The following is a 24316-nucleotide window of genomic DNA, read 5'->3' on the forward strand; positions in this document are numbered from 1 at the left end:
CCATGAGTCTGGAAGAGCGTGTAAACGATCTGGAGAGCCGTCTGGCATTCCAGGACGACACCATTCAAGCCTTGAATGACGTGCTGGTGGCGCAACAGAAGGTACTGGAGCGCCTGCAGCTGCAGATGGCGGCACTGCTCAAGCGCCAGGAGGAAATGGTCGGGCAGTTCGACTCTTTCGAGGAAGAGGCGCCGCCCCCTCATTATTGAGGCATGACGACTCGAGCTGCAGAGCAAAAAAAACCGCGCCAAGGCGCGGTTTTCTTTTGGGCGTGTATCAGCGGCGTGGCAGTGCGGCAATCACGTCTTCGGCTTGCAGGCCCTTGTCACGGTTCATCACCGAGAACTCCACGCGCTGGCCTTCCACCAGTACGCGATGGCCTTCTCCACGAATGGCGCGAAAGTGCACGAAGATATCATCGCCGGAATCCCGGGAGATAAAGCCGAAGCCCTTGGAAGTGTTGAACCACTTCACCGTGCCGGTATCGCGATTGCTCATGTCGTAGGTCGTGGCGGCGGAGGCGGCTGGCGATGAGCGGTAGAGGCTGATGGCCAGGTGCAGAACCACGGCGGCCAGTGCGGTCAGCAGGCTGACCAGTACCGCCGGTTGGCCACCGATCACTGGCATGGGCGCCAGCAGGGTGAGGGTCTGCAAGACCACGACCAGCACCAGCAGGGCGCTGACCAGGTTTTGCAGGTGTTGGCGCGGGCCTTTGTTCCAGTACGGAATAACGGGGGCCAGGATCAGGTTGAGCAGGCCGAAAAGGGCCAGGTAAATAGCATCGGATTGTTGCAGGTAGGGAACCGCGTCAGATCTAAGACTCGGAATCAAGGACAGCAGCAAGGCTGCAATGCCTGTCAGCAGGTGGACGATTTTCAACATTTTGATTAACTCACGTTAAGAAGGGTGCACAAGGAAGAGCTGGTCACGCACGGTTCGCTTCTGAACAAATAGGTGAGGCGGTGGTTACGTACGCGGGATCAGCCTATGCGCGCTGGCCGAAGAAATAGGCAACAGCGACACGGGCTCTATTTAACAGCAAAGCCCAGGCCTACTCAAATCAGCAGCGGTGTTCGGCGGGGCAGGGCAAATGGCCGGCACCATGGGACGGATCCGGAGCATCGGGCAAAGGCCCGTTCTAGACAGATGGCCGTATTATTTCCAAGGAACGTTGGGTTTTCCCGGCGGTCAGATCCGGCTCGAACTCAGCGTTTTGCATCCCTGGCCGGGCCACGGGACAATCCACCGCAGGCTGATCGATGATCCGGGGCGGCGGTGGCGCGGTACTCTTGCTAGAGTGGTCCGGCAGCTGATTGGGTGAATCCATCCCGTTAACGGAGAGAAACATGGCAATTGATATCGGTATCAGCGAAGAAGATCGTAAATCCATCGTCGACGGTCTTTCCCGTCTGCTTTCGGACACCTACGTGTTGTACCTGAAAACCCATAATTTCCATTGGAACGTCACCGGCCCGCAATTTCGTACCCTGCACCTGATGTTCGAGGAGCAGTACAACGAACTGGCCCTGGCGGTCGACCTGATTGCCGAACGCATTCGTGCCCTGGGCTTCCCAGCGCCTGGCGCCTATTCCATCTATGCCCGGTTGTCCTCGATCAAGGAGGAGGAAGGCGTGCCGGCAGCTGAAGAAATGATCAAGCAGCTGGTCAGTGGCCAAGAGGCGGTGACCCGCACGGCTCGTGGGATCTTCCCGCTGCTGGACAAGGTCAGCGACGAGCCGACGGCGGACCTGTTGACCCAACGCATGCAAGTGCACGAGAAAACCGCGTGGATGCTGCGTTCCCTGCTGGAACATCGTTAACCCCACCAGGGCGAATGGCGCTCTGGTGCGCCATTCGCGCCGTTTGGCCAGGCCTGCCCCTTGATGATTTTCGCGCCGGGGCAAGCTGCCGGCCATGATCCGTTCCCCGCGGACGACGGATTGGTCGTGATGTGCCTGACCGCCGGCAACCTCCGCTATATGGTCATACGGCTGCACAGGGCCGATTTAATGGATATAATCCCGCTCTTTGCTAAGTAGCCCGAGCTTTGGCGTGGGCTCTGGCTGTAGTTCAAGCAGTAATCTGGATTGCCGAGACGCCCCCATGCCCATGTACGACTATCAATGCGCTTCCTGTGGTCATCAGTTGGAAGCCATTCAAAAGATCAGCGCCGCGCCGCTGGTCGACTGCCCTGCCTGCCAGGCGCCTGAACTGAAAAAGATGCTGTCCATGCCCGGCTTCCGCCTCAGCGGCAGCGGCTGGTACGAAACCGACTTCAAGACCGGCGCCAAGAAGAACCTGGCCGGTGGCGACAAAGCTGACTAAGTTGAACGACACGCGCGAGTTCTTGCACTATCCGGCACCCTGAGGTGCGCAAGGCCTCCATCGAATTTCGAATTACGAGAAGTGAAACCACTACCATGATGCGCAGCCATTATTGCGGCCAACTGAACGAAAGCCTGGAAGGTCAGGAAGTAACCCTTTGCGGATGGGTCCACCGTCGCCGTGACCACGGCGGGGTGATTTTCCTCGATATCCGTGATCGTGAAGGTCTGGCCCAGGTGGTGTTCGACCCGGACCGCGCTGAAACCTTCGCCGCCGCCGACCGTGTGCGCAGCGAATACGTAGTCAAGATCACCGGCAAGGTGCGCCTGCGCCCAGCCGGTGCCGGCAACGCCAACATGGCTTCGGGCATGATCGAAGTCCTGGGTTACGAGCTGGAAGTGCTGAACGAAGCGGAAACCCCGCCGTTCCCGCTCAACGAATATTCCGACGTGGGTGAAGAGACTCGCCTGCGCTATCGCTTCATCGACCTGCGTCGTCCGGAAATGGCCGAGAAGCTGCGTCTGCGCTCGCGCATGACCACCAGCATCCGCCGCTTCCTCGACGAGAACGGTTTCCTTGACGTCGAGACGCCGATCCTGACCCGCGCCACCCCCGAGGGTGCCCGCGACTACCTGGTGCCGAGCCGTACCCACGCCGGCAGCTTCTTCGCCCTGCCGCAATCTCCACAGCTGTTCAAGCAACTGCTGATGGTGGCCGGCTTCGACCGCTACTACCAGATCGCCAAATGCTTCCGCGATGAAGACCTGCGCGCCGACCGTCAGCCTGAGTTCACTCAGATCGACATCGAGACCAGCTTCCTCGACGAAAAAGACATCATGGGCCTGACCGAAGGCATGATCCGCAACCTGTTCAAGGAAGTGCTGGGTTTGGAGTTCGGTGAATTCCCCCACATGACCTTTGAAGAGGCCATGCGTCGCTACGGTTCCGACAAGCCGGACCTGCGTAACCCACTGGAACTGGTGGACGTTGCCGACCAGCTCAAGGAAGTGGAATTCAAGGTATTCAGCGGCCCGGCCAACGATCCGAAATGCCGTATCGCCGCCTTGCGCGTTCCTGGCGGGGCGAGCATGCCGCGCAAGCAGATCGACGACTACACCAAGTTCGTCGGCATCTACGGCGCCAAGGGCCTGGCCTACATCAAGGTCAACGAGCGCGCCAAGGGCGTTGACGGTCTGCAATCGCCAATCGTCAAGAACATCCCGGAAGCCAATCTGAACGTGATCCTCGATCGCGTTGGCGCAGTCGATGGCGACATCGTGTTCTTCGGCGCCGACAAGGCCAAGATCGTCAGCGAGGCCCTGGGCGCGCTGCGTATCAAGCTGGGTCACGACCTGAACCTGCTGACGTGCGAGTGGGCGCCGATGTGGGTTGTCGACTTCCCGATGTTCGAAGAGAACGAAGACGGCAGCTTCACCGCGTTGCACCACCCGTTCACCGCGCCCAAGTGCTCGCCTGAAGAACTGGAAGCCAACCCGGCTACCGCTCTGTCGCGCGCCTATGACATGGTTCTGAACGGCACCGAGCTGGGTGGCGGTTCGATCCGTATCCACCGCAAGGAAATGCAGCAAGCGGTGTTCCGTCTGCTGGGTATCAGCGAAGAAGAACAGGAAGAGAAGTTCGGCTTCCTGCTGGACGCCCTCAAGTACGGCGCGCCACCCCACGGTGGCCTGGCCTTCGGCCTGGACCGCCTGGTGATGCTGATGACTGGCGCCCAGTCGATCCGTGAAGTGATCGCTTTCCCGAAAACCCAGAGCGCGGCCTGCGTCATGACTCAGGCACCGGGTCTGGTGGATGCCAAGGCTCTGCGTGAGCTGCACATCCGCCTGCGCGAACAGCCTAAGGCTGAATAAGCCGGCCCGATAAGGCGCACCTTCGGGTGCGCTTTTTCTATGGGTCGAGTTTTGTTGCCTGCACCCGTCATGCGGCGTGGGCAATGTTTCAAAGAGAATTTGGAGCAAGTTATGGCAGGTCATTCCAAGTGGGCGAACATCAAGCACCGCAAAGAGCGTCAGGATGCCAAGAGAGGCAAGATCTTCACCAAGTGGATTCGTGAGCTGACCGTCGCCGCCCGTCAGGGCGGCGGCGATCCCAACTCCAACCCGCGTCTGCGTCTGGCCCTGGACAAGGCCCTGGGCGCCAACATGAGCCGCGACATCATCGATCGGGCCATCGCCCGTGGCACCGGCGCTGCCGGCAGCGACGATGTGGTCGAGCTGACGTATGAAGGTTACGGTCCCAATGGCGTGGCGGTGATGGTCGAATGCATGACCGACAACCGCAACCGCACTGCGGCGGCTGTGCGCCATGCATTCAGCAAATGTGGTGGCAACCTGGGCACCGATGGCTCGGTGGCCTATCTGTTCGAGCGCAAGGGGCAGATCACTTTTGCCGAAGGCGTCGATGAAGACGGGCTGATGGAAGCGGCCATGGAGGCAGACGCCGACGATGTGGTCAGCAACGAAGATGGCTCGATCGACGTATTCACCTCGTTCGCCGGTTTCTACGGCGTGCGTAACGCTCTGGAAGCGGCTGGCTTCACCGCCACGGACGCGGAAATCGTCATGCTGCCCACCACCAGCGCCGAACTGGATCTGGACGGTGCCGAGAAGGTCCTCAAGCTGATCGACATGCTGGAAGACCTGGATGACGTGCAGAACGTCTATTCCAACGCGGATATTCCCGAGTCGGTGGCCGAGCAGCTCGGCTGATCCAGCTGCTTTACTCTTGAAGCCGGACGTACAACGCCGCGATGATTGCGCGGCAGGGTGCTTCCGGCTTCTGCCTTTTCGCTGTTCCGGTCCAGGCCGGCAGGCATCTCCCTACAAGCAGCAGGCGTTATGACACTTATTCTTGGCATCGACCCCGGTTCACGCATTACCGGTTATGGTGTGGTCCGCGACACCGGCCGCGGTTGCGTCTACGTGGCCTCCGGCTGCATTCGCACCGGCGGCGGCGAGCTGCATGAGCGGCTGCAGATTGTCTACCGAGGGGTTCGCGAGGTCATTCAGACCTATGGCCCGGTGACCATGGGCATCGAGAAGGTATTCATGGCGCGCAACGCCGATTCGGCCCTCAAGCTCGGGCAGGCGCGAGGCGCGGCCATCGTTGCCGGTGCCGAGGAGAGCCTGGAGATTGCCGAGTACACCGCGACCCAGGTCAAGCAGGCCGTGGCCGGAACCGGCGGCGCCAATAAAGAGCAGGTACAAATGATGGTCATGCACCTGCTCAAGCTGACCACCAAGCCGCAGATCGACGCCTCGGACGCCCTGGCCATCGCTATCTGTCACGCCCATACCCGTTCCAGTCTGTTGCCCCATGGCCTGGGTACGGCACGCAGTCGTGGCGGTCGCCTGCGTCTCTGATAGCATCAGCGCATTCAATTTAGCAGTGGACGTTGCGCGCCTGTGTATCCGGCCCGGACGCCTGTTCAGTGAGTTGCCAGCCCGGGGCTGGCCATCGTCTAAGGATTTGAAACGTGATTGGACGCCTGCGCGGCACTTTGGCTGAGAAACAGCCGCCGTACCTGATTCTTGATGTAAACGGGCTGGGCTATGAAGTCGAAGTGCCGATGACCACCCTGTATCGCCTGCCGTCGGTCGGTGAACCCCTGACCTTGCATACCCATTTGGTCGTGCGCGAGGACGCGCAGTTACTCTACGGTTTCGCCAGCAAGCGCGAGCGAGACTTTTTTCGCGAGTTGATCCGTCTCAATGGTGTGGGGCCGAAACTGGCCCTGGCCTTGATGTCCAGCCTTGAGGTGGATGAGCTGGTGCGTTGCGTGCAGGCCCAGGACACGTCGGCCCTGACCAAGGTGCCTGGGGTCGGCAAGAAGACTGCCGAGCGCTTGTTGGTCGAACTCAAGGACCGTTTCAAGGCCTGGGAAGCGGTGCCGAGCATGTTCGCCCTGGTGCCGAACCAGCCGGATGCGCCGGCGCCGGTGGCCAGTGCCGAGTCGGACGCGGTCAGCGCGCTGATCTCCCTGGGCTACAAGCCTCAGGAAGCCAGCAAGGCGGTCTCCGCGATCAAAGACAAAGGCTTGAGCAGTGAAGACATGATCCGCCGAGCCCTGAAGGGAATGATTTAAGTGATTGAAGCTGATCGTCTGATCGCCGCCACGGGTCCCCGTGAGCGCGAGGAAATCCAGGACCGGGCGATTCGTCCGGTCAGCCTGGCCGACTACATCGGCCAGCCCAGCGTGCGCGAGCAGATGGAGCTGTTCATCCAGGCCGCCCGTGGGCGCAACGAATCCCTGGACCACACCCTGATCTTTGGCCCCCCGGGGCTGGGCAAGACCACCCTGGCCAACATCATCGCCGAGGAAATGGGGGTGTCGATCAAGAGCACTTCCGGGCCGGTGCTGGAGCGTCCTGGTGATCTGGCGGCGCTGCTGACCAATCTTGAGCCCCATGACGTACTGTTCATCGACGAGATCCATCGGTTGTCGCCCATCGTCGAGGAGGTGTTGTACCCAGCGATGGAGGATTTCCAGCTCGACATCATGATCGGCGAGGGGCCGGCGGCGCGCTCGATCAAGCTGGATCTGCCTCCATTCACCCTGGTGGGGGCCACGACCCGTGCCGGGATGCTGACCAACCCGTTGCGCGATCGTTTCGGTATCGTCCAGCGCCTGGAGTTCTACAGCACTGCTGATCTGGCGACCATTGTCAGCCGTTCCGCCGGTATTCTCGGTTTGCCGCTGGACCCGGAAGGCGCTTTCGAGGTCGCGCGCCGCGCCCGGGGCACTCCGCGGATCGCCAACCGTCTGCTGCGTCGGGTACGGGATTTTGCCGAGGTGCGGGCCAAGGGGCACATCACCAAGCCGATCGCCGACCTGGCGCTGAACCTGCTGGACGTCGATGAACGTGGCTTTGACCATCAGGACCGACGTCTATTGCTGACCATGATCGAGAAGTTCGACGGCGGTCCGGTAGGGGTCGACAGCCTGGCTGCGGCCATCAGTGAAGAGCGCCACACCATCGAGGATGTGCTGGAGCCGTACCTGATCCAGCAGGGCTATATCATGCGCACCCCTCGTGGTCGCGTGGTTACCCGGCATGCCTATTTGCACTTTGGTCTTAACATCCCGTCACGAATGGGGGAGCTGCCCGTGGTAGACGAATTCCTCGATGCCGTGGACGATTAATAACCTGCTTTTTGTCGATTTATTCGGGGTTTGTGCTGTCCTAGGGACTGGCATCGTTAAATCTTCACGAAAAGTCGTTCAAGAATGAAAAAACAGTTGCCTGGCCGGATTGGCAACCTGAGGAGTAAGCACTAGAGTATGCGCGCGCAAAACGGGCTTGAGTCGTTCGCACATCGTTGTCGCGTTTATTACGAGGACACCGATGCCGGCGGCATCGTGTATTACGTTAATTACCTTAAGTTTATGGAGCGGGCTCGAACCGAGCGGCTACGACACCTGGGCTTTGCCCAATCGCAGCTGGCAGGGGAGAACCTGTTATTCGTCGTGCATTCCAGCGAAGCGCGCTACCACGCGCCGGCGCGACTGGACGACGAGCTTCTGGTCAGTGCCCAGGTTACCGAATTGAACCGGGTCAGCCTGCGTTTCACTCAGCAGGTCAGGCGATCCACAGACAATGCGCTGCTCTGCGAAGGGCAGTTTTTGGTGGCCTGTGTGCGCGCCGACACTTTCAAACCCCGCGCCATTCCAGACGCTCTGCGTACGGCCTTTGTCGACGAGAGCAGCGCGGGTACACACTCAGAGCAGGAGATAAAGCGTGGAAGCTAACGTCGTCGACCATTCCTCCATGTGGAGCCTGGTCAGCAATGCCAGCGTTGTAGTGCAGTTGGTAATGCTGACCCTGGTTGCCGCATCGGTGACTTCATGGATCATGATCTTTCAGCGCAGCAACCTGCTGCGCGCCGGTCGACGTGCCCTGGAGAGCTTCGAAGAGCGCTTCTGGTCCGGTATCGACCTGTCCAAGCTGTACCGCCAGGCGGGCAGCAACCCTGACCCGGATTCCGGTGTCGAGCAGATCTTCCGTGCCGGCTTCAAGGAGTTCTCCCGTCTGCGCCAGCAACCGGGTGTCGATCCGGAAGCGGTCATGGAAGGTGTGGCCCGGGCCATGCGCGTAGCAATCTCCCGTGAGGAAGAAAAGCTTGAGCAGAGCCTGCCGTTCCTCGCCACCGTCGGCTCCGTCAGCCCGTACATCGGTCTGTTCGGTACTGTCTGGGGGATCATGAACTCCTTCCGCGGCCTGGCTCAAGCCCAGCAAGCGACCCTGGCCACCGTAGCCCCGGGTATCGCCGAAGCGCTGATCGCCACTGCCATCGGCCTGTTCGCAGCCATCCCGGCGGTGATCGCCTACAACCGCTTCGCCGCTCGTGGCGAGACGCTGATCAGCCGCTACTACACCTTCGCCGACGAGTTCCAGGCGATCCTGCACCGTAAAGTGCACACCAGCGAAGAGTGAGCAGGTAAACCCAATGGCCCGAGTTCGCCACAAACGCAAGCCGGTTGCCGAGATGAACGTGGTGCCCTACATCGACGTGATGTTGGTACTGCTGGTTATCTTCATGGTGACCGCGCCGATGCTCAACCAGGGCGTGAAAGTTGACCTGCCCAAGGTTTCCAGCGAAGCCTTGCCCCAGGACAACAACACCCAGGTGCTGACCATCTCGATCAAGTCTGACAAGACCTACTACTGGAACCTTGGCAGCGAAGTCGACACCGAAAAGCAACAGGACAAGGCGATGACCTTGCCGCAGATGACCGACGCGGTGACCAAGATCATCCGTGCCGGCAATGAAGGCGGCAAGCACACCCAGGTGTTCATTCGCGGTGATAAATCCGTCGACTACGGCGCCGTGATGGGTGCCATGGGCGGCCTGCAGAAAGCCGGAGTCGGTAACGTTGGCTTGATTACCGAGGCGCCCTGATGCACCAACAGCGAGAGCCGTCCGCCTCGGAAAGCTACTTCTGGCCTAGTGTCTGGGCAATTGCCCTGCACGTGCTGGTGTTTGGCATGCTGTTCGTCAGCTTTGCCATGACCCCGGAACTGCCCCCGGCCAAGCCGATCGTTCAAGCGACCCTGTACCAGCTCAAATCCAAGAGTCCGGCAACCACCCAGACCAATCACAAGATTGCGGGTGAGGCGAAGAAATCCGCCGCGCGCCAGACCGAAGCCGAGCAGCTGGAGCAGAAGAAGGTCGAGCAGGAAGAGATCAAGGCCGCGGAACAAAAGAAAGAAGAGGCTGCTCAAAAGGCCGATGAGGCCAAGAAGGCTGACGAGGCCAAGAAAGCCGACGAAGCGAAGAAGGCTGATGAAGCCAAGAAAACCGCCGAGGCGAAAAAGGCTGAAGAGAAACAATTGGCTGATATAGCCAAGAAGAAAGCCGAAGAAGAAGCCAAGAAAGCTGCTGAAGAAGAGGCCAAGAAAAAGGCCGCTGAAGAAGCGAAGAAGAAAATCGTCGAAGACGCGAAGAAGAAAGCCGCGGAAGACGCGAAGAAAAAAGCTGAAGCAGACGAGGCGAAGAAAAAGATCGCCGAGGATGCCAAGAAGAAAGCTGCTGCCGACGCCGCGAAGAAAAAGGCCCAGGAAGCAGCGCGCAAATCTGCCGAAGAGAAAAAGGCCCAGGCCCTGGCGGACTTGCTGTCCGATAAGCCAGAGCGTGAAGCCACGAAGTCGGATGAGGTGGGTGACAGTGTCGCGGGCAGTTTCGATGACCTGATTCGTATCCGTGCGGCGGAAGGCTGGGCTCGTCCTCCTTCGGCGCGCAAGGGCATGACGGTGGAACTGCGGATTGGCATGTTGCCCGATGGCACGGTGACCACGGTCAGCGTGATCAAGTCCAGTGGTGATGGTCCGTTCGACGCTTCGGCGGTGGCGGCAGTCAAGAACATTGGGCGTTTGACAGAAATGCAGGGGTTGAGTCCGAAGGATTTCGCTCCCTATCGTTCATTCAAGATGACATTCACACCTGAGGATCTAGCCTTGTGAGAAACCTTCTTCGAGGAATGCTTGTCGTTATTTGCTGTATGGCAGGGATAGCGACAGCGGATGAAAAAAACATTCTGGTCACCAGTGGCAGTGACCGGGCAACGCCCATCGCGGTAGTGCCGTTCGGTTGGCAGGGCGGCAGCGTGCTGCCTGACGACATGGCCCAGATCATCGGTGACGACCTGCGCAACTCCGGTTACTACGCGCCGATTCCAAAGCAGAACATGATCAGCTTGCCGACCCAGGCCAGCGAAGTCATTTTCCGTGACTGGAAGGCCTTGGGCGCCCAGTACGTGATGGTCGGCAGCATTGTTCCGGCTGGCGGTCGCCTGCAGGTGCAGTACGCCCTGTTCAACGTCGCTACCGAGCAGCAAGTGATGACCGGCAGCGTGTCGGGCAGCGTCGATCAACTGCGGGATATGTCGCACTACATTTCCGACCAGTCCTTCGAAAAGCTTACCGGCATCAAGGGCGCGTTCTCGACGCGTCTGCTGTATGTGACGGCTGAGCGCTTCTCGGTGAACAACACGCGCTACACCCTGCAGCGTTCCGACTATGACGGCGCTCGCGCGGTGACCCTGTTGCAGTCCCGCGAGCCGATCCTGTCTCCGCGTTTCGCCCCCGATGGCAAGCGCATCGCCTATGTGTCGTTCGAGCAGAAGCGCCCGCGCATCTTCGTTCAGCACATCGACACCGGGCGTCGTGAGCAGATCACCAACTTCGAAGGTTTGAACGGCGCGCCGGCCTGGTCCCCGGATGGCAGCCGCCTGGCGTTCGTGCTGTCCAAGGACGGCAACCCGGACATCTATGTGATGAACATGGCGTCCCGGCAGATCAGCCGTGTCACCAGTGGCCCGGGCATCAATACCGAGCCGTTCTGGGGCAAGGATGGTTCCACCATCTATTTCACCTCCGACCGTGGTGGCAAGCCGCAGGTCTATAAAAGCAATATCAACGGTGGTGGTGCCGAGCGTGTGACCTTTATTGGTAACTACAACGCCAACCCGAAACTTTCTGCTGACGAAAAGACCCTGGTCATGATTCACCGCCAGGACGGTTTCACCAACTTCCGGGTGGCGGCTCAGGATTTGCAGCGCGGTAGCGTAAAAATCCTTACAGACACCAACCTTGATGAGTCAGCTACTGTTGCGCCCAACGGCACCATGGTAATCTACGCCACCCGCCAGCAGGGCCGGGGAGTCTTGATGCTCGTGTCCATTAATGGACGTGTGAGGCTCCCGCTTCCTACCGCTCAAGGCGAAGTCAGAGAACCGTCCTGGTCCCCTTACCTGAACTGACGCGGCGCTACAATGTTTCACTTAACACACTGGGGTTCATTAGGAGTTTCACGATGGAAATGTTGAAGTTTGGTAAGTTTGCTGCGCTGGCTCTGGCCATGGCTGTGGCTGTAGGTTGCTCCTCCAAAGGTGGCGACAACGCCGGTGAAGGCGCTGTTGATCCAAACGCTGGTTACGGCGCTAACACCGGTGCTGTTGATGGCTCCCTGAGCGAAGAAGCTGCTCTGCGCGCAATCACCACCTTCTACTTCGAATACGACAGCTCGGACCTGAAGCCAGAAGCCATGCGCGCTCTGGACGTTCATGCCAAAGACCTGAAAGCAAACGGCGCTCGCGTTGTTCTGGAAGGCAACACCGACGAACGTGGTACTCGTGAGTACAACATGGCACTGGGCGAGCGTCGTGCGAAAGCCGTTCAACGCTACCTGGTTCTGCAGGGCGTTTCCCCAGCTCAGCTGGAACTGGTTTCCTACGGTAAAGAGCGTCCAGTTGCTACTGGCCACGACGAGCAGTCCTGGGCTCAAAACCGTCGCGTCGAACTGCGTAAGTAATTCGTCATGCGAACGTGCCGTCGTGCTGTAACTATTTTGGCTCTCAGTCTCACGCCGCTCGCGGCGTGGTCTGCGGTTCCTGTGGTCGATAACAACTCCGGCTATAACAATAGCGGGAGCAGTTATCCGCCAGCGGGTTATGGCACGAACGGCGCCTATGCCGGGGGAGGGGTTTCGACCCCTGTCTCGGCACAGGGCGAGCTGTTCCAGCAACTGCAGCAAATGCAGGAACAGATTGCGCGCCAACAGGGCGTGATCGAGGTTCTGCAAAATGATGTAGCGCGCATGAAGCAAGAAAGCCTGGAGCGTTACCAGGATCTTGATCGGCGCATAGGCAGCGGTGTTGCACCTGCCGCGAGTCCTGAGAATTCTTCTGCCGGTGGTGATGCGAATGCCGCCGGTGCCGCAGCTGGAGCTGCTGCTCAAGCGCCAGCCGCCAGCAGTGAACCGGGTGATCCGGCGAAGGAAAAGCTCTATTACGATGCAGCCTTCGACCTGATCAAAGCCAAGGATTTCGACAAGGCCAGCCAGGCTTTCTCGGCTTTCCTGCGCAAGTACCCACAAAGCCAGTACGCCGGAAATGCCCAGTACTGGTTGGGCGAAGTGAATCTGGCCAAGGGCGACCTGCAAGGCGCGGGTCAGGCTTTTGCCAAGGTTTCCCAGCTGTATCCCAAGCACGCCAAGGTGCCGGATTCGCTGTACAAGCTGGCTGATGTGGAGCGTCGTCTCGGTCACACCGACCGGGTCAAGGGCATCCTGCAGCAGGTGGTGGCCCAGTATCCGGGTACCTCCGCCGCTCAGCTGGCACAACGGGATCTGCAGCGCATGTAAGTGCCCTGACCCCGGTTACAAGAAACCCGCGCTTGTCGCGGGTTTTTTCGTTAGAATCCACGCCCATTTTATGAAATACGCTTCCTGGGATCACCGTGTTTGCGGGGTTTCTCGAAGTGCCTGACGGAGGCGGACAGCCTGTTTAGCTGTTACGCCCGTGGCGACTATGCAAGACACATTGAGAATTACCGAAGTTTTCTACTCGTTGCAGGGGGAAACTCGGACTGCCGGGCTGCCCACGGTTTTTGTGCGCCTCACCGGTTGTCCGCTGCGTTGCCAATACTGCGACAGTGCCTACGCGTTCAGCGGCGGCAGCCAACGTACCCTCGACAGCCTGCTCGAGCAGGTAGCCGGGTTCCGCCCCCGCTATGTCTGTGTCACCGGCGGAGAGCCGCTGGCACAGCCCAATGCCATTCCCTTGCTCAAGCAACTGTGTGATGCCGGTTATGAGGTGTCGCTGGAAACCAGCGGCGCCCTGGACATCTCGGCGGTGGACACCCGCGTCAGCCGAATCCTTGACCTGAAGACGCCTGGTTCCCAGGAGGCGCAGCGCAATCGCTACGAGAATATCGAGCTGCTGACGGCCAACGATCAAGTCAAGTTCGTCATCTGTTCTCGCGAGGACTACGACTGGGCAGTGTCCAAGCTGATCCAGTACGGCCTCGAACGACGTGCTGGTGAGGTGCTGTTCTCGCCGAGCCACCATGACCTGAGCGCGCGGGACCTGGCCGATTGGATCGTGGCTGACAACCTGCCGGTGCGCTTGCAACTGCAGTTGCACAAGTACCTTTGGAATGATGAGCCGGGGCGCTGAGATGGCTGGGCGCTCACAGAGCCAAGGGGCCGCTGAAAAACGTGCCGTGATCCTGCTGTCCGGTGGCCTGGACTCGGCCACCGTGGTGGCCATGGCCCGCGCCGAAGGCTATCGCTGCTACACCATGAGCTTCGATTACGGCCAGCGTCATCGTGCCGAGCTGCAGGCCGCCGAGCGCGTAGCCCTGGACCTGGGCGTGGTGGAGCACAAGGTGATAGGCCTCAACCTCAATGGCATGGGCGGTTCGGCACTGACCGACAGCTCCATCGAGGTGCCCCTGGCGCCGAGTGACGGTATTCCTGCCACATACGTGCCAGCACGTAACACAGTGTTCCTGTCCCTCGCCCTGGGCTGGGCGGAAGTCCTGGAGGCGCGGGACATCTTCATCGGCGTCAATGCGCTGGATTACTCCGGTTATCCGGATTGCCGGCCCGAGTTCATCGAGGCGTTCGAGCGCATGGCCAATCTGGCGATCAAGGCCGGTGTCGAAGGGGGGAGGTTTCGGTTTCAGGCTCCCCTGCAGAACCTCAGCAAGGCCGAGATCATTCAAGCGGGTCTGCGGCTGGGGGTCGATTACAGTCTGACTGTCTCGTGCTACCAGGCGGATGATCAGGGCCACGCATGCGGTCAATGCGACAGCTGCCGCTTGCGTGCAGAGGGCTTCAGTGCGGCTGGCGTAAGCGACCCAACCGTTTATTTTTGATTATTTTCAAATAGGGTGTTGAATTCCCGTTAGAAATCAGTATTATACGCGCCACCACACAGCGGGTCGTTAGCTCAGTTGGTAGAGCAGTTGGCTTTTAACCAATTGGTCGTAGGTTCGAATCCCACACGACCCACCATATTTGGCGGTTTAGAAAATCCGGAAGGCCCACGAAAGTGAGGATTTCCGGGTTTTTTTTTGCCTTGCAAAAAACCTGATCTCGCCACTCAGCTGCTCAGCTTGTCTTCCTTTCACTGCTCAAATATCAACTCTTCTACAGAGGCTGGCCTTTTGCCGGTAGCCGGACTCCTCTCTAAAAACCTTGATAAATTCAGGGGCTTTATCTGAATTCCCTCTTTTTCTCAGGGGTTATCGCTTTAAATTCAGAATAAGTGCGGGTCTCGTTGACAGTGCAAATGCCTCCCGCGTAAATCTTGCCGCCATTGCAAACAGGGGTTGCGTCCCTGGCAAGGAGAACACATACCAGGGTCGGTAACTTCGCAGTCAGCAGGGCTTTGCCCTGCCTGTACGAATCTGTCCCTGAGTCTGTGCGTGAGTCACAAGCCCGGCTTACTCAAGGTGACAGGATGTTCACAGAAGCAGTTGCAATATCCGTTAGGCGCAGTGCCCCCTCCAGCCCTTCCGTCATTCGTGGCAAGGGATGCTTTCTCTACGATGAGCAGGGCAAATCCTTTCTCGACATGTCCGGTGGCAGCGGTGCCGCCAACCTGGGTTATCAGCGCGATGACCTGGTCGAAGTCCTCAAGCGTCAATCCGAACTGCTGATCCATACCGGTTGGAACATCGACAACCCGCAGCGCCATGAGGTGGTGGCCAAGCTGGCGGGGCTGGTGCCCTATGCGCAGGCTTCGGTGTTTGCCGCGGTCACCGGTGCCGAGGCGATCGAGGTGGCGCTGAAAATCGCCCGTGCCGCAACCGGACGCCAGGGCGTGGTGTATTTCCACAACTCCTTCCATGGCAAGACCCAGGGCGCCTTGTCGGTGACCTCCAACAGCGGCTTTCGCAAGCACCTGGCCGGTGACAACCTGCAACTGACCGCTCTGGCCCTGGATTACGCCGCCGATCAGGACCCGGCCCGCGCCACCCTCTGGCGCGAGCAACTGGCCGAGCACCTGCAACAGGCGCAGCAGGCCAATCGCTTGCCGGCGGCGCTGATCATCGAGCCGATCCAGGCCGCGGAGGGCATGTACCCGGTGCCCCTGGCGCTGCTCGAAGCGATTGTCGAACTGGGCAAGAGGTTCGGCGTGATCACCATCTTCGATGAGATCTACACCGGTTTCGGCCGCACTGGCACACCGTTTTTCAGCAACCCGCAGCTGCTGCCGGACCTGCTGGTCCTGGGCAAGGCCCTGGGCAACGGCTTGCCGATTTCCGCAGTGGTGGGTCGCCCGGAACTGGTGGACTGCCTGGGTTATGCCGAGCATTCCTCCACTTTCACCCTGATGCCGCTGGCCTGCGCCGTGGCCTCCAAGGTGCTGGATATCTACCACCAGGAACAACCCTGGCAGTGGGCGGCGAGCAACGGTGGCTATCTGCGCCAGGCCCTCGAAAGCTTCGGGGAGGAGGACTCGCGGGTGGCCAATGTGCGCGGTCGCGGCATGATGCTGGCCTTCGATTTCGAGGGCACTGGCAAGGGCGGTGATGTGCTGGCCCTGCGCAACCGCTTGCTGGAGCACGGGGTGATCGTGCGCACCGGCGGGCGTAACCCGGCGACGGTCAAGCTGACCCCGCCACTGTGCATGTCCCAGCAGGAAATCCAGGCATTCATACAGACGCTGCAGGGCGTTTGCCGCTCCCTCTAATAACAACAAGGCAGGGATATCATGTTGCAGGCTTTTACCCGCATGGCGGGTACCGATGTTGCAGTTGCAGGAATCATCGATGTCCAGGGCCGCCTTGGTTTTGCCGAGCTCGACCAACTGCGCGAGGCGTTCAGCGTCGAGCTGGAAAGGCTGCCGGAGCCGGTGGTGGCGCTGTATGCCAGCCACGGCCGGGCCATGTATGCGGCGTTGATCGCGGCCTTGTCCGCTGCCCGGCGAGTGGTGTTCATCGACCCGGCGAGCAACCTCGACGAGCTGATGCCGGTGCTCCAGCACCTGGGCGTGAACCTGATCCTCAATGGCACAACCCGGCCCGGAGCGCAGCTGACCAGCTCCTTGCCGGTGCTCGACCTGCTGCAGCTGCAACCCCGGCCCGTAGCCCCCGGCCGCGAATACCCGCTGCGATGCCAGGACTACGTGATCTTCACCAGCGGCTCTACCGGCGAGCCCAAGGCCATAGTCCAGCGCATCGAGGCCCTGGGCCGGCACATCGACAACTACATCGGCTATGTCGGTATCGGCCCCGGGCAGCGCGTGCTGCAACTGGCTTCCGCGGGCTGGGACGCCGGCCTGATGGACCTCTTCGCCAGCCTGAAGACCGGCGCTACCTTGTGCAGCCTCAATCCCCGGGAGCATGACTTCGCCGCGGTCGAGGCGCTGATCGCCGAACATGACATCGATGTGCTGCACATGACCGTGCCGTATCTGCGGGCCTTCTACAGCGACGCCAGCCCCACCTATGCCGAGCCCAAGCAACTGGTGATCGGCGGCGAGATCATCCACCCCTCGGACATTCGGCGCTTCAACCACGCCTTTGCCCCAGGCTCGCAGCTGTTCAACGCCTACGGGCCGACCGAGTGCACCACCGCGCTCTACGCCCGCATCGACCAGGGGCAGAAGCTGCAGGACCCGACCTGGGCCCTGGATCGGCCGGTGGAGGGTGTGACCCTGGAGATTGCCCAGGAGCCCGGGCAGCCCTACGGTGAAGGGGTGGGTGAACTGCTGCTCTATTCCGCCATGGTTGCTCGGCGCCTGGACCCGGCCAGCGGACAGATCGTCGAGCTGACCCAGCCCAGCCCCCTGGACCCGCAGCGCCAGTGCTATGCCACGGGCGACTTGGCGTGCCGCCAGCCCGATGGCGCCATACGCCTGCTGGGACGCAAGGACTCCATCGTCAAGATCAACGGGCAGAAGGTCAGCCTGGTGCAGGTGGAATCGGAGCTCAAGGCCCTGTCCCAGGTGCAGGAAGCCTGCGTGATCGCCCATCAGGCGGGTGACAACGTGGCCCTGGTGGCCTTTGTCATTGCCGGTGACGCCAGCCTTGGCGAAGACCTGCTGCGTCAGGCCGCCAGGGCCGCACTGCCGGCGCATCGAGTGCCGGCGCGTTTTCTGCTGGTGGAGCGTTTTGCCCTGAACCGCAACAACAAGATCGACCGGCAGGCGCTGGCGCAACTGGCCGCCAGTGCCATGGTGGCAGTGGAGCCGGCACAGGCCGCCCCGACGCCTTTCTGGCAAGCCATCGGTCAGGTGCTTGGCGGGCAGAGCCCCGACCCGGCCAAGAGCTTTATCGATAATGGCGGTGACTCGCTGCGAGCCTTGCAAGTGGTCGCCACGCTGAAGAGAAAGGGCCTGGTGCTGGACCTGGAAGCGCTGCTGTCGGATGAGACTCTGGGGCAATTGCAGGTGCACGCCGCGGCGGCCAAGGCCCGCCCCGGAGTTTCCCGGCCACAGGTCGATGGCCTGCCCAATCGACGCTTCCTGCTGAGCCGTGGTATCAGCGACCTGGATCACTGGAATCAGGCACTGGTGCTGGATGTAGCCAGCGGCCAGGAGCCGCAGCGAGTCAGCCAGGCGCTGCGGGCGATCTTCAGCCATCACTTCATCGAGGCGGGCGTGCAGGATCTAGGGCTGCAGCCGGCCACGATGGATCTGCAGCAAGCGGTGCAGCGGACCTGCGCAGCAATCTCCCTGAGCCAGGGGCAACTTTTCTGTTTCAGCCAGCAACAGGACGCCGCTGGTCACCACCTGATCATTGCCGGGCACCAGTTCCAGGTCGATCGCTACTCCTGGATGCTGCTGGTGTCCGAGCTGGACGAGTGCCTGGGGCAGGGCCTGGAGTGCATGCAGCGCTGGCCCCGGCCGACGGCGTTCGCAGAGTGGCAGCAAACCTACCAGCGCGAGCATGCCGCTGCCGCCCATGAGGGGTTCTGGGAGGCGCTGCCCTGGAGCCGCTGCGCGCCGTTGACCGAGCAGCACCCCGAGTTTCCCCGGCGTGAGGCCTTTCGGCGTGCCGAGCTGTCCCTGGGGCAGGTCCGCGACTTGCCGCAGTGGGCCCAGGGCGTGGCCGAGACCAGTCAATTGCTGCTGGCGGCCATCCTGCGCACCATGAGCCAGGGCGATGACAACCCGTTCCAGAAAGTCCATTTGCTGGACCACGGCCGGGCCCTGGACAAGAGCGGCGCCGAGCTCAACAGCGTGTTTGGCTGGCTGACGGTGATCTACCCCCTGGTGCTGCAGGTGGCCAGCCTGGACCTGCAGCAGATCGCCAGGGCGATCAAGGCCGGCCAGCACGCCAGCCAGGGCATCGCCCACAGTTTCGGCAACCGCTATTTCGCCACACCCGACGCCGAGCGACTCAAGGGGCAGTTCGATTGCGGCTACAGCTACAACTTCCTCGGGGCCGTGGAGAACCCGCCCGGGGCCCGGGTCAGCGTGCATCCCTTGAGCCTGCAATTGATGCAGGGCAGCCCCAGCCATCACCTGGAGTTCACCGGCTACCTGGCCGCGGGCGAGTTGCTGCTGAAAATCGACTATGACCCACAGGTCTTCGGCGACGAACGCCTGGAGTCGCTGCTGACTGGGATCACCGCCACCTTGAGCTAGAGAAACCGCCATGAACGCCATACCCGATAACAACAAGAAACCCCGTTCACTGGTCGCCGTGCTGATTTTCCTCGGCTGCCTGCTGATCTGGTCCACCAACTGGATCGCCATCTCGCTGCAGGTGGAACACAGCGACGTCGGCTCTTCGCTGATGCTGCGCTTCCTCATTGCCTACGGGGTGCTGTGGCTGTGGCAGCGGCTGTTCGCCGGCCCCCGGCAGCCGGTGACCCGCAAGGCCTACCTGCTGATGGCCGGGGTGGGGGCGGTGTACTTCTATGCCGGCATCGGCCTGGCCTACCTGGCCACCGCCTACCTGGGCAGTGCGCAGATGGCCTGCCTCAGTGCCTTCGTGATTTTCTACATCATCGGCATCAAGCGCCTGTTCCTGCATGTGCCGGTTGCCCTGCACAACCTGCTCGGCGCGCTGGTGAGCATTGCCGGGCTGGGGCTGTTCATGCTCGGCGACCCGGGGCGGCCGCTGTCGCTGGCCGGCGTGGCCCTGGGGCTGAGCTCCTTTCTGGCGGTGGCCATCGGCTCGGTGCTTTCGGAACACATCCAGAAGACCTGCCAGCTCGGCACCTTGCACATCAACAGGGTGGCGGCCGGCTGGGCCTGCGCGCTGTACGCCGTCAGCCTGCTGCTGGGCGGCCATGGCCTGCAGCTGCCCGGCACCCTGGCCGACCTCGGCATCCTGCTGTATCTGGGGGTGGTGTGCTCGGCGCTGGTGTTCGTGCTGTTCATCGACCTGATCAAGCGCATGGGCGCCGAGAACGCCGGCTATGTCGGCGTGCTGTACCCCATCGGCGCCAGTTACCTGTCGGTGTGGCTGGGGGAGACCCCGCTGAGCCTGCACCTGATGCTCGGCAGTGCCCTGGTGATGCTGGGCAGCCTGATCAACTTCAAGTTTCGCTACCACCCCGCCCCCAAGAAAGTGGAGTTCAGCTGAATGAGCAATGTACGGATACGCCAGGCAACCACGGACGATCTGATCGGTATTTTCGAGGCCCACCGCAACTCGGTAGAGCGCCTGTGCACCTCTGAATACAGCGATCAGCAGATCCGCATGTGGCTCGATGGACGCTCCCCGGAAACCTACCGGGAGGCCGTGGAAAAGGGCTCGCTGTGGCTGGCCGAGGGTGAGCGGATTGAGGGTTTCGTCGAGCTCGACGGCAATGAGGTCAGCAAGCTGTTCATTCGTGGCGACGTTGCCAGGCGCGGCCTCGGCAGCCGTCTGCTGGAGGTGGCGCTGGCCCGTCTGCGTGCCAGCGGTGCCAGCTCTGCCTACCTGGAAGCAACCCTGACAGCCGAAGGCTTCTACGCCTACCACGGTTTCCAGAAGATCGGTGAGGGCACCTTCAGCCGCGGCAACAGCCCGGTGTCCATCGAGATCATCAAGATGGAACGTCCGCTTTGAGCTGACCGTCAGCGGCCACTTCAGCACTGCAGATCTTGCCCGTCCCCGGTTCACGGGGGCGCGGCCGGCTGCACCCGGAAAACGGCACACGAGGCTTATCCAAGATGACAGGGATGCTATTGAAACTAACGGTGCTCGATCAGAACCTGTGCGCCGGTTGCGGCGCCTGCGCCCTGGTGTGCCCGCCGCAGGTGATCAGCTTCGACCCGGAGCGGGTGGTGCCCCTGCTGGAAGGCATCGGCGACAGCTGTGAAAGCTGCAGCGAGTGCCTGGCGGTGTGCCCGGGGCTGCAACCGGACACCGATCGCGCCGAGCTGGAACTGTTCGGCCGTACCCGCCGCGCCGATGAGCGCTGGCTGGGGATCAGCCGCCAGGCCATCGGTGCACGTTCCACCGACCCGCAGATAGTCCGGCGTTCGGCCAGTGGCGGCACCGCTACCACCTTGCTGCTCGCCGCCCGGGAACACTTTGACGTGGACCTGACCCTGACCATGGGCCGTCACCCCGAGCAGGGCTGGCGCAGCGCCCCGCAGTTGGGCAGCGCCGCGGCGGCGATCATCAACAATGCCCAGTCCACCTACCAGTTGGCGCCTTACCTGAATGCCCTGCGCGAATGCTACGAACAGCAGCCGGAGGCGCGCATCGCCCTGGTGGGGCTTGCCTGCCATGTCCAGGCGATCCGCAAGTTGCAACGCCGGGATACTGCCATCGGCCGTTGGGCTCGCAGCCAGATCGTCTGCGTGATCGAGACCGCCTGTTCCTCCAACACCTTGCCGGCCGGCACCCGCAGCATCATCACTGACGTGCTGGGGCAGGACCCGCAGCAGGTCAGCGACATCAAGTACCGCGAAGGCGATTACCCCGGGCGGCTGCAAGTCACCCTGCTGGACAGCCAGACCTTCGGCATCGATTTCTGGGAGATTCTCGGCAAGCTCAAGGACAACAAGACCTTTCGCTGCCTCAGCTGCGGTGACTGGATGAGCGGGTTGGCCGACGTCAGCGTGTGTGACGGCGACCCCAACATCTTCGAAGCCAGCCTCAACGGTTCCGAGGAACAGAAACACGGCCGCGCGCTGATCCGTACCGAAAGGGGCCAGGCCCTGGTGGACAGCGCCATCGCCCACGGCCGTCTGGAAAGCTGGGAGGTCGACCTGGGTGGCTTCAACCTCGGCCTTGAACGCAAGAAGAACCGCCGACGCTTCTACGAAACCCAGCCGCTGGTGTTGCCCGCTGGCCCCGGCGTGGGCGACCACTTCGAGGACGAAGCGCTGGTGGACGACGCCGAACTGATCAACCCCGCCAAATACAGGAGTAGCCCATGATCGATTACCCGGACCGGCCCATCGATTTCACCCTGGACCGTGAACAACAGGTCTGGGCCAACATCGACGGCTACCTGCCGTCGGACAAGTCCATCAGCCATCGGATGATCCTGTTTGCCGCCCTGGCTCGGCACCCGGTGCGCCTGCGGGACCTGAACCGGGGCAAGGCCGTGACCCTGTTGCTCGATGCCCTGCAGCAGTTGGGGCTTGAGGTGACGCCGGGGCAGGCGCCGGAAACCCTGGAGATCAGCGGTGAGTTCGCCCAGGCAACCCATGAGCGGCGGGTCGACCTGGGCCCGTCCAGTGCGGCGGCGCGGCTGTTGATCGGGATGCTGGTGGGGCTCGATGTGCCGTGCATCGTCGATGGCGACGAAACCCTGCGCAATCGCCCCTTCGACTGGATCGTCGAGCCCTTGAACCAGATGGGCGCCCACCTGGAATACCTGGGGCGCCCGGGCGCGCTACCGATCCGCATTCATCAGGCTGCGTTCCGCGGCGGCGCGGCACAGATCCACATCGGCAGCGCCCAGGCCATCAGCACCTTGCTGTTTGCCGGGGTGGCGGCGCGCAAGCCGATGTCGATCCGCTACCCGGTGGTGGCCCGGGATCACACCCAGCGCATCATCAACAGTTTTGGTGACCGGCTGCAGGACGAGCAGTTGCAGATCCACTACCAGCCCCGGGACTGCGCGATTCCTGAGGAGATCAGCATCCCTCGCGACCCCTCGGCCATTGCCTATCCTGCGGCGCTGTTCCTGCTGTGCAACCGCCACCAGGAGCAGCAGCGCCTGAGCTTCGACAATGTGTGCCTGAACCCGACGCGCCTGGGCTTCTTCAACTGGTTGCTGGCCTGCGGTTTCAACCTGACCCTGGAGGTGGACAGCATTCGCCATGGCGAACCGGTGGGGCGCTTGCTGCTGCGCGGTGGCGGCCAGCCCCGGGCCCACGACTTGCGCGACAAGCACCAGTTCCACGCGATGATCGACGAGGTGCCGCTGGCCCTGGCCATCAGTTGCGTGCTGCCCGGCAGCGCGACCTTCAGTGACCTTTATGAGCTGACCTTCAAGGAGTCGGACCGGATCGCCGCCACCCGCAGCATGCTCAATGCCCTGGGCCTGGACTACCAGGTCGAGGGCTACGACGTGCACGTGACCGGCGGGCAGACGCCGCAGGTGGAGGGTGCCATCCCGACCTTTGGCGACCATCGCCTGTCGATGACCGCCCACGTCCTGTTGCTGGCCCACGGGCTCAAGGCCACGATCCTCGAAGGGCATTGCTACCAGACTTCATTTCCAGGGTTTGCCCAGTGCCTGGATCGCCTGACCGGACGGGAGGCCTGATGACCAACAGCCGATACACACTGACCGCCTGTGGCAGCGATGGGGTGATTGCCGTGCATGAACCGCTGGCCGCACTGGCGGCCACTGAAGTGCGGGTGGCGGTGGACTATTCCATGGTCAGCCCGGGCACCGAACGTCACTACCTGCAGCAGGTTCGCGAGACCGGTGAACACCTGCCCCTGGGTTACTGCGCGGCCGGGGTGGTTCACGCCGTAGGGGCCGAGGTGGCAGGCGTGCAGCCGGGGGACCGGGTGGTGGCCATGGGCTGGAAGATCGCCACCCATTCCAACTGGATCCAGGTGCCCCAGCGCCTAGTGTGCAAGGTGCCGCAGACGCTGACCCAGGACCAGGCGATTCTCGCCACCTTGGGCGCTACCGCGGTGCATGCGGTGGACCGTGGGCAATTGCAGGCGGAGGAGCGGATTCTGGTGGTGGGCATGGGCCTGGTGGGCAAGATGCTGAGCCTGGTGGCGGCCTGTCATGACGCGCAGATCTGGGTCGCCGACCTCAACCCCGCCGCCATCGATCCGGGCCTGCCGGTGCAGGTGCTCGACCTTATGGCCGAGCCGGGGGCGATGGCCGGGCAATTCACCCGGATCTTCCTGTGCATCGACGCGGATATCAGTGCCTTGTTCCCGCGGCTGCTGGCCTTGCTCAGCCCCGAGGGCAACGGACTTGGCCGTTCGCGGCTGGTGAATGTCGGGCGGGTCAGCCTGACCCTGGAGCTGTCGCCGCAGATGGGCAACATCGACATCGTCAACGTGTCCCGCTGCGGCAACGGTTACCGCGACGATGCCTACCATCATGGGCTCAAGAGCGTGCAGTGCCCGGCGGGGGAGGCCACCGTGGAACGCAACATCGCTCGTTGCCTCGATTACCTGGTGGTCGCCAGGCAATGGCTGGAGCATTTGCAGCGGGTCGAAATGGACCCGGATCAAGCCTTGCAGCACTACAACTGCGCGGGGTTCTTCGCCCCTGGAATCAACCTGATCAAGCACAGGGAAGAGTGACG

At 61.7% G+C, this 24316-nt stretch carries 25 protein-coding genes and 1 tRNA gene; 25 read left to right on the forward strand and 1 reads right to left on the reverse strand.

Features of this window, described 5'->3' with window-relative positions:
• Nucleotides 1-2: 2 nt before the first annotated feature.
• Nucleotides 3-209 (forward strand): SlyX family protein, encoded by a 207-nt coding sequence (locus tag U873_RS0102820; protein WP_025126794.1) that lies wholly within the window; start codon nt 3-5, stop codon nt 207-209.
• 67 nt (nt 210-276) lie between these two features.
• Here U873_RS0102820 and U873_RS37385 read toward each other — a convergent pair whose 3' ends face one another.
• Nucleotides 277-882 (reverse strand): cold-shock protein, encoded by a 606-nt coding sequence (locus U873_RS37385; RefSeq protein ID WP_025126795.1) that lies wholly within the window; start codon nt 880-882, stop codon nt 277-279.
• A gap of 464 nt (nt 883-1346) precedes the next feature.
• On the opposite strand from U873_RS37385, the gene U873_RS0102830 reads away from it, so the two are divergent.
• The 24 genes from U873_RS0102830 (at nt 1347) to U873_RS0102950 (ending at nt 24314) form a co-directional block, all read left to right on the forward strand.
• The gene (locus tag U873_RS0102830) at nt 1347-1820 is read left to right on the forward strand and encodes a Dps family protein (protein ID WP_025126796.1); all 474 of its coding nucleotides are present in this window, start codon (nt 1347-1349) and stop codon (nt 1818-1820) included.
• A 283-nt stretch (nt 1821-2103) separates the two neighbouring features.
• Nucleotides 2104-2325, forward strand: a complete 222-nt coding sequence (locus tag U873_RS0102840; protein WP_003193872.1) for an FmdB family zinc ribbon protein — start codon at nt 2104-2106, stop codon at nt 2323-2325.
• Nucleotides 2326-2420: 95 nt separating this feature from the next.
• Nucleotides 2421-4196 (forward strand): aspartate--tRNA ligase, encoded by a 1776-nt coding sequence (gene aspS, locus U873_RS0102845; RefSeq protein WP_025126797.1) that lies wholly within the window; start codon nt 2421-2423, stop codon nt 4194-4196.
• Between the two features lie 111 nt (nt 4197-4307).
• Nucleotides 4308-5054: a YebC/PmpR family DNA-binding transcriptional regulator gene (locus U873_RS0102850; RefSeq protein WP_025126798.1), complete on the forward strand. Its 747-nt coding sequence runs from the start codon at nt 4308-4310 to the stop codon at nt 5052-5054.
• Between the two features lie 129 nt (nt 5055-5183).
• A complete protein-coding gene (gene ruvC, locus U873_RS0102855; RefSeq protein WP_025126799.1) occupies nt 5184-5708 on the forward strand; it encodes a crossover junction endodeoxyribonuclease RuvC in 525 nt (174 codons plus the stop codon).
• Nucleotides 5709-5821: 113 nt separating this feature from the next.
• A complete protein-coding gene (gene ruvA, locus U873_RS0102860; protein ID WP_025126800.1) occupies nt 5822-6430 on the forward strand; it encodes a Holliday junction branch migration protein RuvA in 609 nt (202 codons plus the stop codon).
• Nucleotides 6431-7489, forward strand: coding sequence for a Holliday junction branch migration DNA helicase RuvB (gene ruvB / locus U873_RS0102865; protein WP_025126801.1), 1059 nt, complete (start codon nt 6431-6433; stop codon nt 7487-7489).
• Nucleotides 7490-7627: 138 nt separating this feature from the next.
• A complete protein-coding gene (gene ybgC / locus U873_RS0102870; RefSeq protein ID WP_025126802.1) occupies nt 7628-8095 on the forward strand; it encodes a tol-pal system-associated acyl-CoA thioesterase in 468 nt (155 codons plus the stop codon).
• Nucleotides 8085-8780, forward strand: a complete 696-nt coding sequence (gene tolQ / locus U873_RS0102875) for a protein TolQ (RefSeq protein WP_011063016.1) — start codon at nt 8085-8087, stop codon at nt 8778-8780. Before ybgC ends, tolQ begins: the two co-directional genes overlap by 11 nt.
• Before the next feature lie 13 nt (nt 8781-8793).
• Nucleotides 8794-9246, forward strand: a complete 453-nt coding sequence (gene tolR / locus U873_RS0102880) for a protein TolR (RefSeq protein ID WP_025126803.1) — start codon at nt 8794-8796, stop codon at nt 9244-9246.
• Nucleotides 9246-10307, forward strand: a complete 1062-nt coding sequence (tolA, locus tag U873_RS0102885; RefSeq protein WP_025126804.1) for a cell envelope integrity protein TolA — start codon at nt 9246-9248, stop codon at nt 10305-10307. The genes tolR and tolA overlap by 1 nt, the downstream gene beginning before the upstream one ends.
• A 17-nt stretch (nt 10308-10324) precedes the next feature.
• Nucleotides 10325-11605, forward strand: coding sequence for a Tol-Pal system beta propeller repeat protein TolB (gene tolB / locus U873_RS0102890; RefSeq protein ID WP_177330225.1), 1281 nt, complete (start codon nt 10325-10327; stop codon nt 11603-11605).
• Between the two features lie 53 nt (nt 11606-11658).
• On the forward strand, nt 11659-12156 hold the full coding sequence (pal, locus tag U873_RS0102895; protein ID WP_003227510.1) for a peptidoglycan-associated lipoprotein Pal: 498 nt from the start codon (nt 11659-11661) through the stop codon (nt 12154-12156).
• A 6-nt stretch (nt 12157-12162) separates the two neighbouring features.
• On the forward strand, nt 12163-12987 hold the full coding sequence (gene ybgF / locus U873_RS0102900) for a tol-pal system protein YbgF (RefSeq protein WP_025126806.1): 825 nt from the start codon (nt 12163-12165) through the stop codon (nt 12985-12987).
• Between the two features lie 166 nt (nt 12988-13153).
• Nucleotides 13154-13801 (forward strand): 7-carboxy-7-deazaguanine synthase QueE, encoded by a 648-nt coding sequence (gene queE, locus U873_RS0102905; protein WP_025126807.1) that lies wholly within the window; start codon nt 13154-13156, stop codon nt 13799-13801.
• 1 nt (nt 13802) lies between these two features.
• The gene (gene queC, locus U873_RS0102910) at nt 13803-14504 is read left to right on the forward strand and encodes a 7-cyano-7-deazaguanine synthase QueC (protein ID WP_025126808.1); all 702 of its coding nucleotides are present in this window, start codon (nt 13803-13805) and stop codon (nt 14502-14504) included.
• Between the two features lie 63 nt (nt 14505-14567).
• Nucleotides 14568-14643: transfer RNA gene (locus U873_RS0102915), tRNA-Lys, on the forward strand.
• A gap of 448 nt (nt 14644-15091) precedes the next feature.
• Nucleotides 15092-16327 carry an aspartate aminotransferase family protein gene (locus tag U873_RS0102920; protein ID WP_025126809.1) on the forward strand — a complete coding sequence of 412 codons (1236 nt, stop codon included), beginning with the start codon at nt 15092-15094 and terminating at the stop codon, nt 16325-16327.
• 21 nt (nt 16328-16348) lie between these two features.
• On the forward strand, nt 16349-19228 hold the full coding sequence (locus U873_RS0102925) for an AMP-binding protein (protein WP_025126810.1): 2880 nt from the start codon (nt 16349-16351) through the stop codon (nt 19226-19228).
• 10 nt (nt 19229-19238) lie between these two features.
• The gene (locus tag U873_RS0102930; RefSeq protein WP_025126811.1) at nt 19239-20174 is read left to right on the forward strand and encodes a DMT family transporter; all 936 of its coding nucleotides are present in this window, start codon (nt 19239-19241) and stop codon (nt 20172-20174) included.
• On the forward strand, nt 20175-20642 hold the full coding sequence (locus tag U873_RS0102935; RefSeq protein WP_025126812.1) for a GNAT family N-acetyltransferase: 468 nt from the start codon (nt 20175-20177) through the stop codon (nt 20640-20642). It begins immediately after the preceding gene.
• 113 nt (nt 20643-20755) lie between these two features.
• Nucleotides 20756-21964 (forward strand): Coenzyme F420 hydrogenase/dehydrogenase, beta subunit C-terminal domain, encoded by a 1209-nt coding sequence (locus tag U873_RS0102940; protein WP_256244262.1) that lies wholly within the window; start codon nt 20756-20758, stop codon nt 21962-21964.
• Nucleotides 21961-23304, forward strand: a complete 1344-nt coding sequence (locus tag U873_RS0102945) for a 3-phosphoshikimate 1-carboxyvinyltransferase (RefSeq protein ID WP_025126814.1) — start codon at nt 21961-21963, stop codon at nt 23302-23304. The genes U873_RS0102940 and U873_RS0102945 overlap by 4 nt, the downstream gene beginning before the upstream one ends.
• Nucleotides 23304-24314 (forward strand): zinc-binding alcohol dehydrogenase, encoded by a 1011-nt coding sequence (locus U873_RS0102950; protein ID WP_025126815.1) that lies wholly within the window; start codon nt 23304-23306, stop codon nt 24312-24314. The genes U873_RS0102945 and U873_RS0102950 overlap by 1 nt, the downstream gene beginning before the upstream one ends.
• Nucleotides 24315-24316 lie beyond the last annotated feature (2 nt).

Origin of the sequence: Pseudomonas sp. PH1b, assembly GCF_000633395.1 — a bacterium.
In the GTDB taxonomy this organism is placed as follows: Bacteria; Pseudomonadota; Gammaproteobacteria; order Pseudomonadales; family Pseudomonadaceae; genus Aquipseudomonas.

Bases quoted from the DNA above. Each gene is read 5' to 3' on its own strand.
- U873_RS0102820 (WP_025126794.1), top strand. From the start codon at position 3: ATGAGTCTGGAAGAGCGTGTAAACGATCTGGAGAGCCGTCTGGCATTC.
- U873_RS37385 (WP_025126795.1), bottom strand. From the start codon at position 882: ATGTTGAAAATCGTCCACCTGCTGACAGGCATTGCAGCCTTGCTGCTG.
- U873_RS0102830 (WP_025126796.1), top strand. From the start codon at position 1,347: ATGGCAATTGATATCGGTATCAGCGAAGAAGATCGTAAATCCATCGTC.
- U873_RS0102840 (WP_003193872.1), top strand. From the start codon at position 2,104: ATGCCCATGTACGACTATCAATGCGCTTCCTGTGGTCATCAGTTGGAA.
- aspS (WP_025126797.1), top strand. From the start codon at position 2,421: ATGATGCGCAGCCATTATTGCGGCCAACTGAACGAAAGCCTGGAAGGT.
- U873_RS0102850 (WP_025126798.1), top strand. From the start codon at position 4,308: ATGGCAGGTCATTCCAAGTGGGCGAACATCAAGCACCGCAAAGAGCGT.
- ruvC (WP_025126799.1), top strand. From the start codon at position 5,184: ATGACACTTATTCTTGGCATCGACCCCGGTTCACGCATTACCGGTTAT.
- ybgC (WP_025126802.1), top strand. From the start codon at position 7,628: ATGCGCGCGCAAAACGGGCTTGAGTCGTTCGCACATCGTTGTCGCGTT.
- tolR (WP_025126803.1), top strand. From the start codon at position 8,794: ATGGCCCGAGTTCGCCACAAACGCAAGCCGGTTGCCGAGATGAACGTG.
- tolA (WP_025126804.1), top strand. From the start codon at position 9,246: ATGCACCAACAGCGAGAGCCGTCCGCCTCGGAAAGCTACTTCTGGCCT.
- tolB (WP_177330225.1), top strand. From the start codon at position 10,325: ATGCTTGTCGTTATTTGCTGTATGGCAGGGATAGCGACAGCGGATGAA.
- pal (WP_003227510.1), top strand. From the start codon at position 11,659: ATGGAAATGTTGAAGTTTGGTAAGTTTGCTGCGCTGGCTCTGGCCATG.
- ybgF (WP_025126806.1), top strand. From the start codon at position 12,163: ATGCGAACGTGCCGTCGTGCTGTAACTATTTTGGCTCTCAGTCTCACG.
- queE (WP_025126807.1), top strand. From the start codon at position 13,154: ATGCAAGACACATTGAGAATTACCGAAGTTTTCTACTCGTTGCAGGGG.
- queC (WP_025126808.1), top strand. From the start codon at position 13,803: ATGGCTGGGCGCTCACAGAGCCAAGGGGCCGCTGAAAAACGTGCCGTG.
- U873_RS0102920 (WP_025126809.1), top strand. From the start codon at position 15,092: ATGTTCACAGAAGCAGTTGCAATATCCGTTAGGCGCAGTGCCCCCTCC.
- U873_RS0102925 (WP_025126810.1), top strand. From the start codon at position 16,349: ATGTTGCAGGCTTTTACCCGCATGGCGGGTACCGATGTTGCAGTTGCA.
- U873_RS0102930 (WP_025126811.1), top strand. From the start codon at position 19,239: ATGAACGCCATACCCGATAACAACAAGAAACCCCGTTCACTGGTCGCC.
- U873_RS0102935 (WP_025126812.1), top strand. From the start codon at position 20,175: ATGAGCAATGTACGGATACGCCAGGCAACCACGGACGATCTGATCGGT.
- U873_RS0102940 (WP_256244262.1), top strand. From the start codon at position 20,756: ATGCTATTGAAACTAACGGTGCTCGATCAGAACCTGTGCGCCGGTTGC.
- U873_RS0102945 (WP_025126814.1), top strand. From the start codon at position 21,961: ATGATCGATTACCCGGACCGGCCCATCGATTTCACCCTGGACCGTGAA.
- U873_RS0102950 (WP_025126815.1), top strand. From the start codon at position 23,304: ATGACCAACAGCCGATACACACTGACCGCCTGTGGCAGCGATGGGGTG.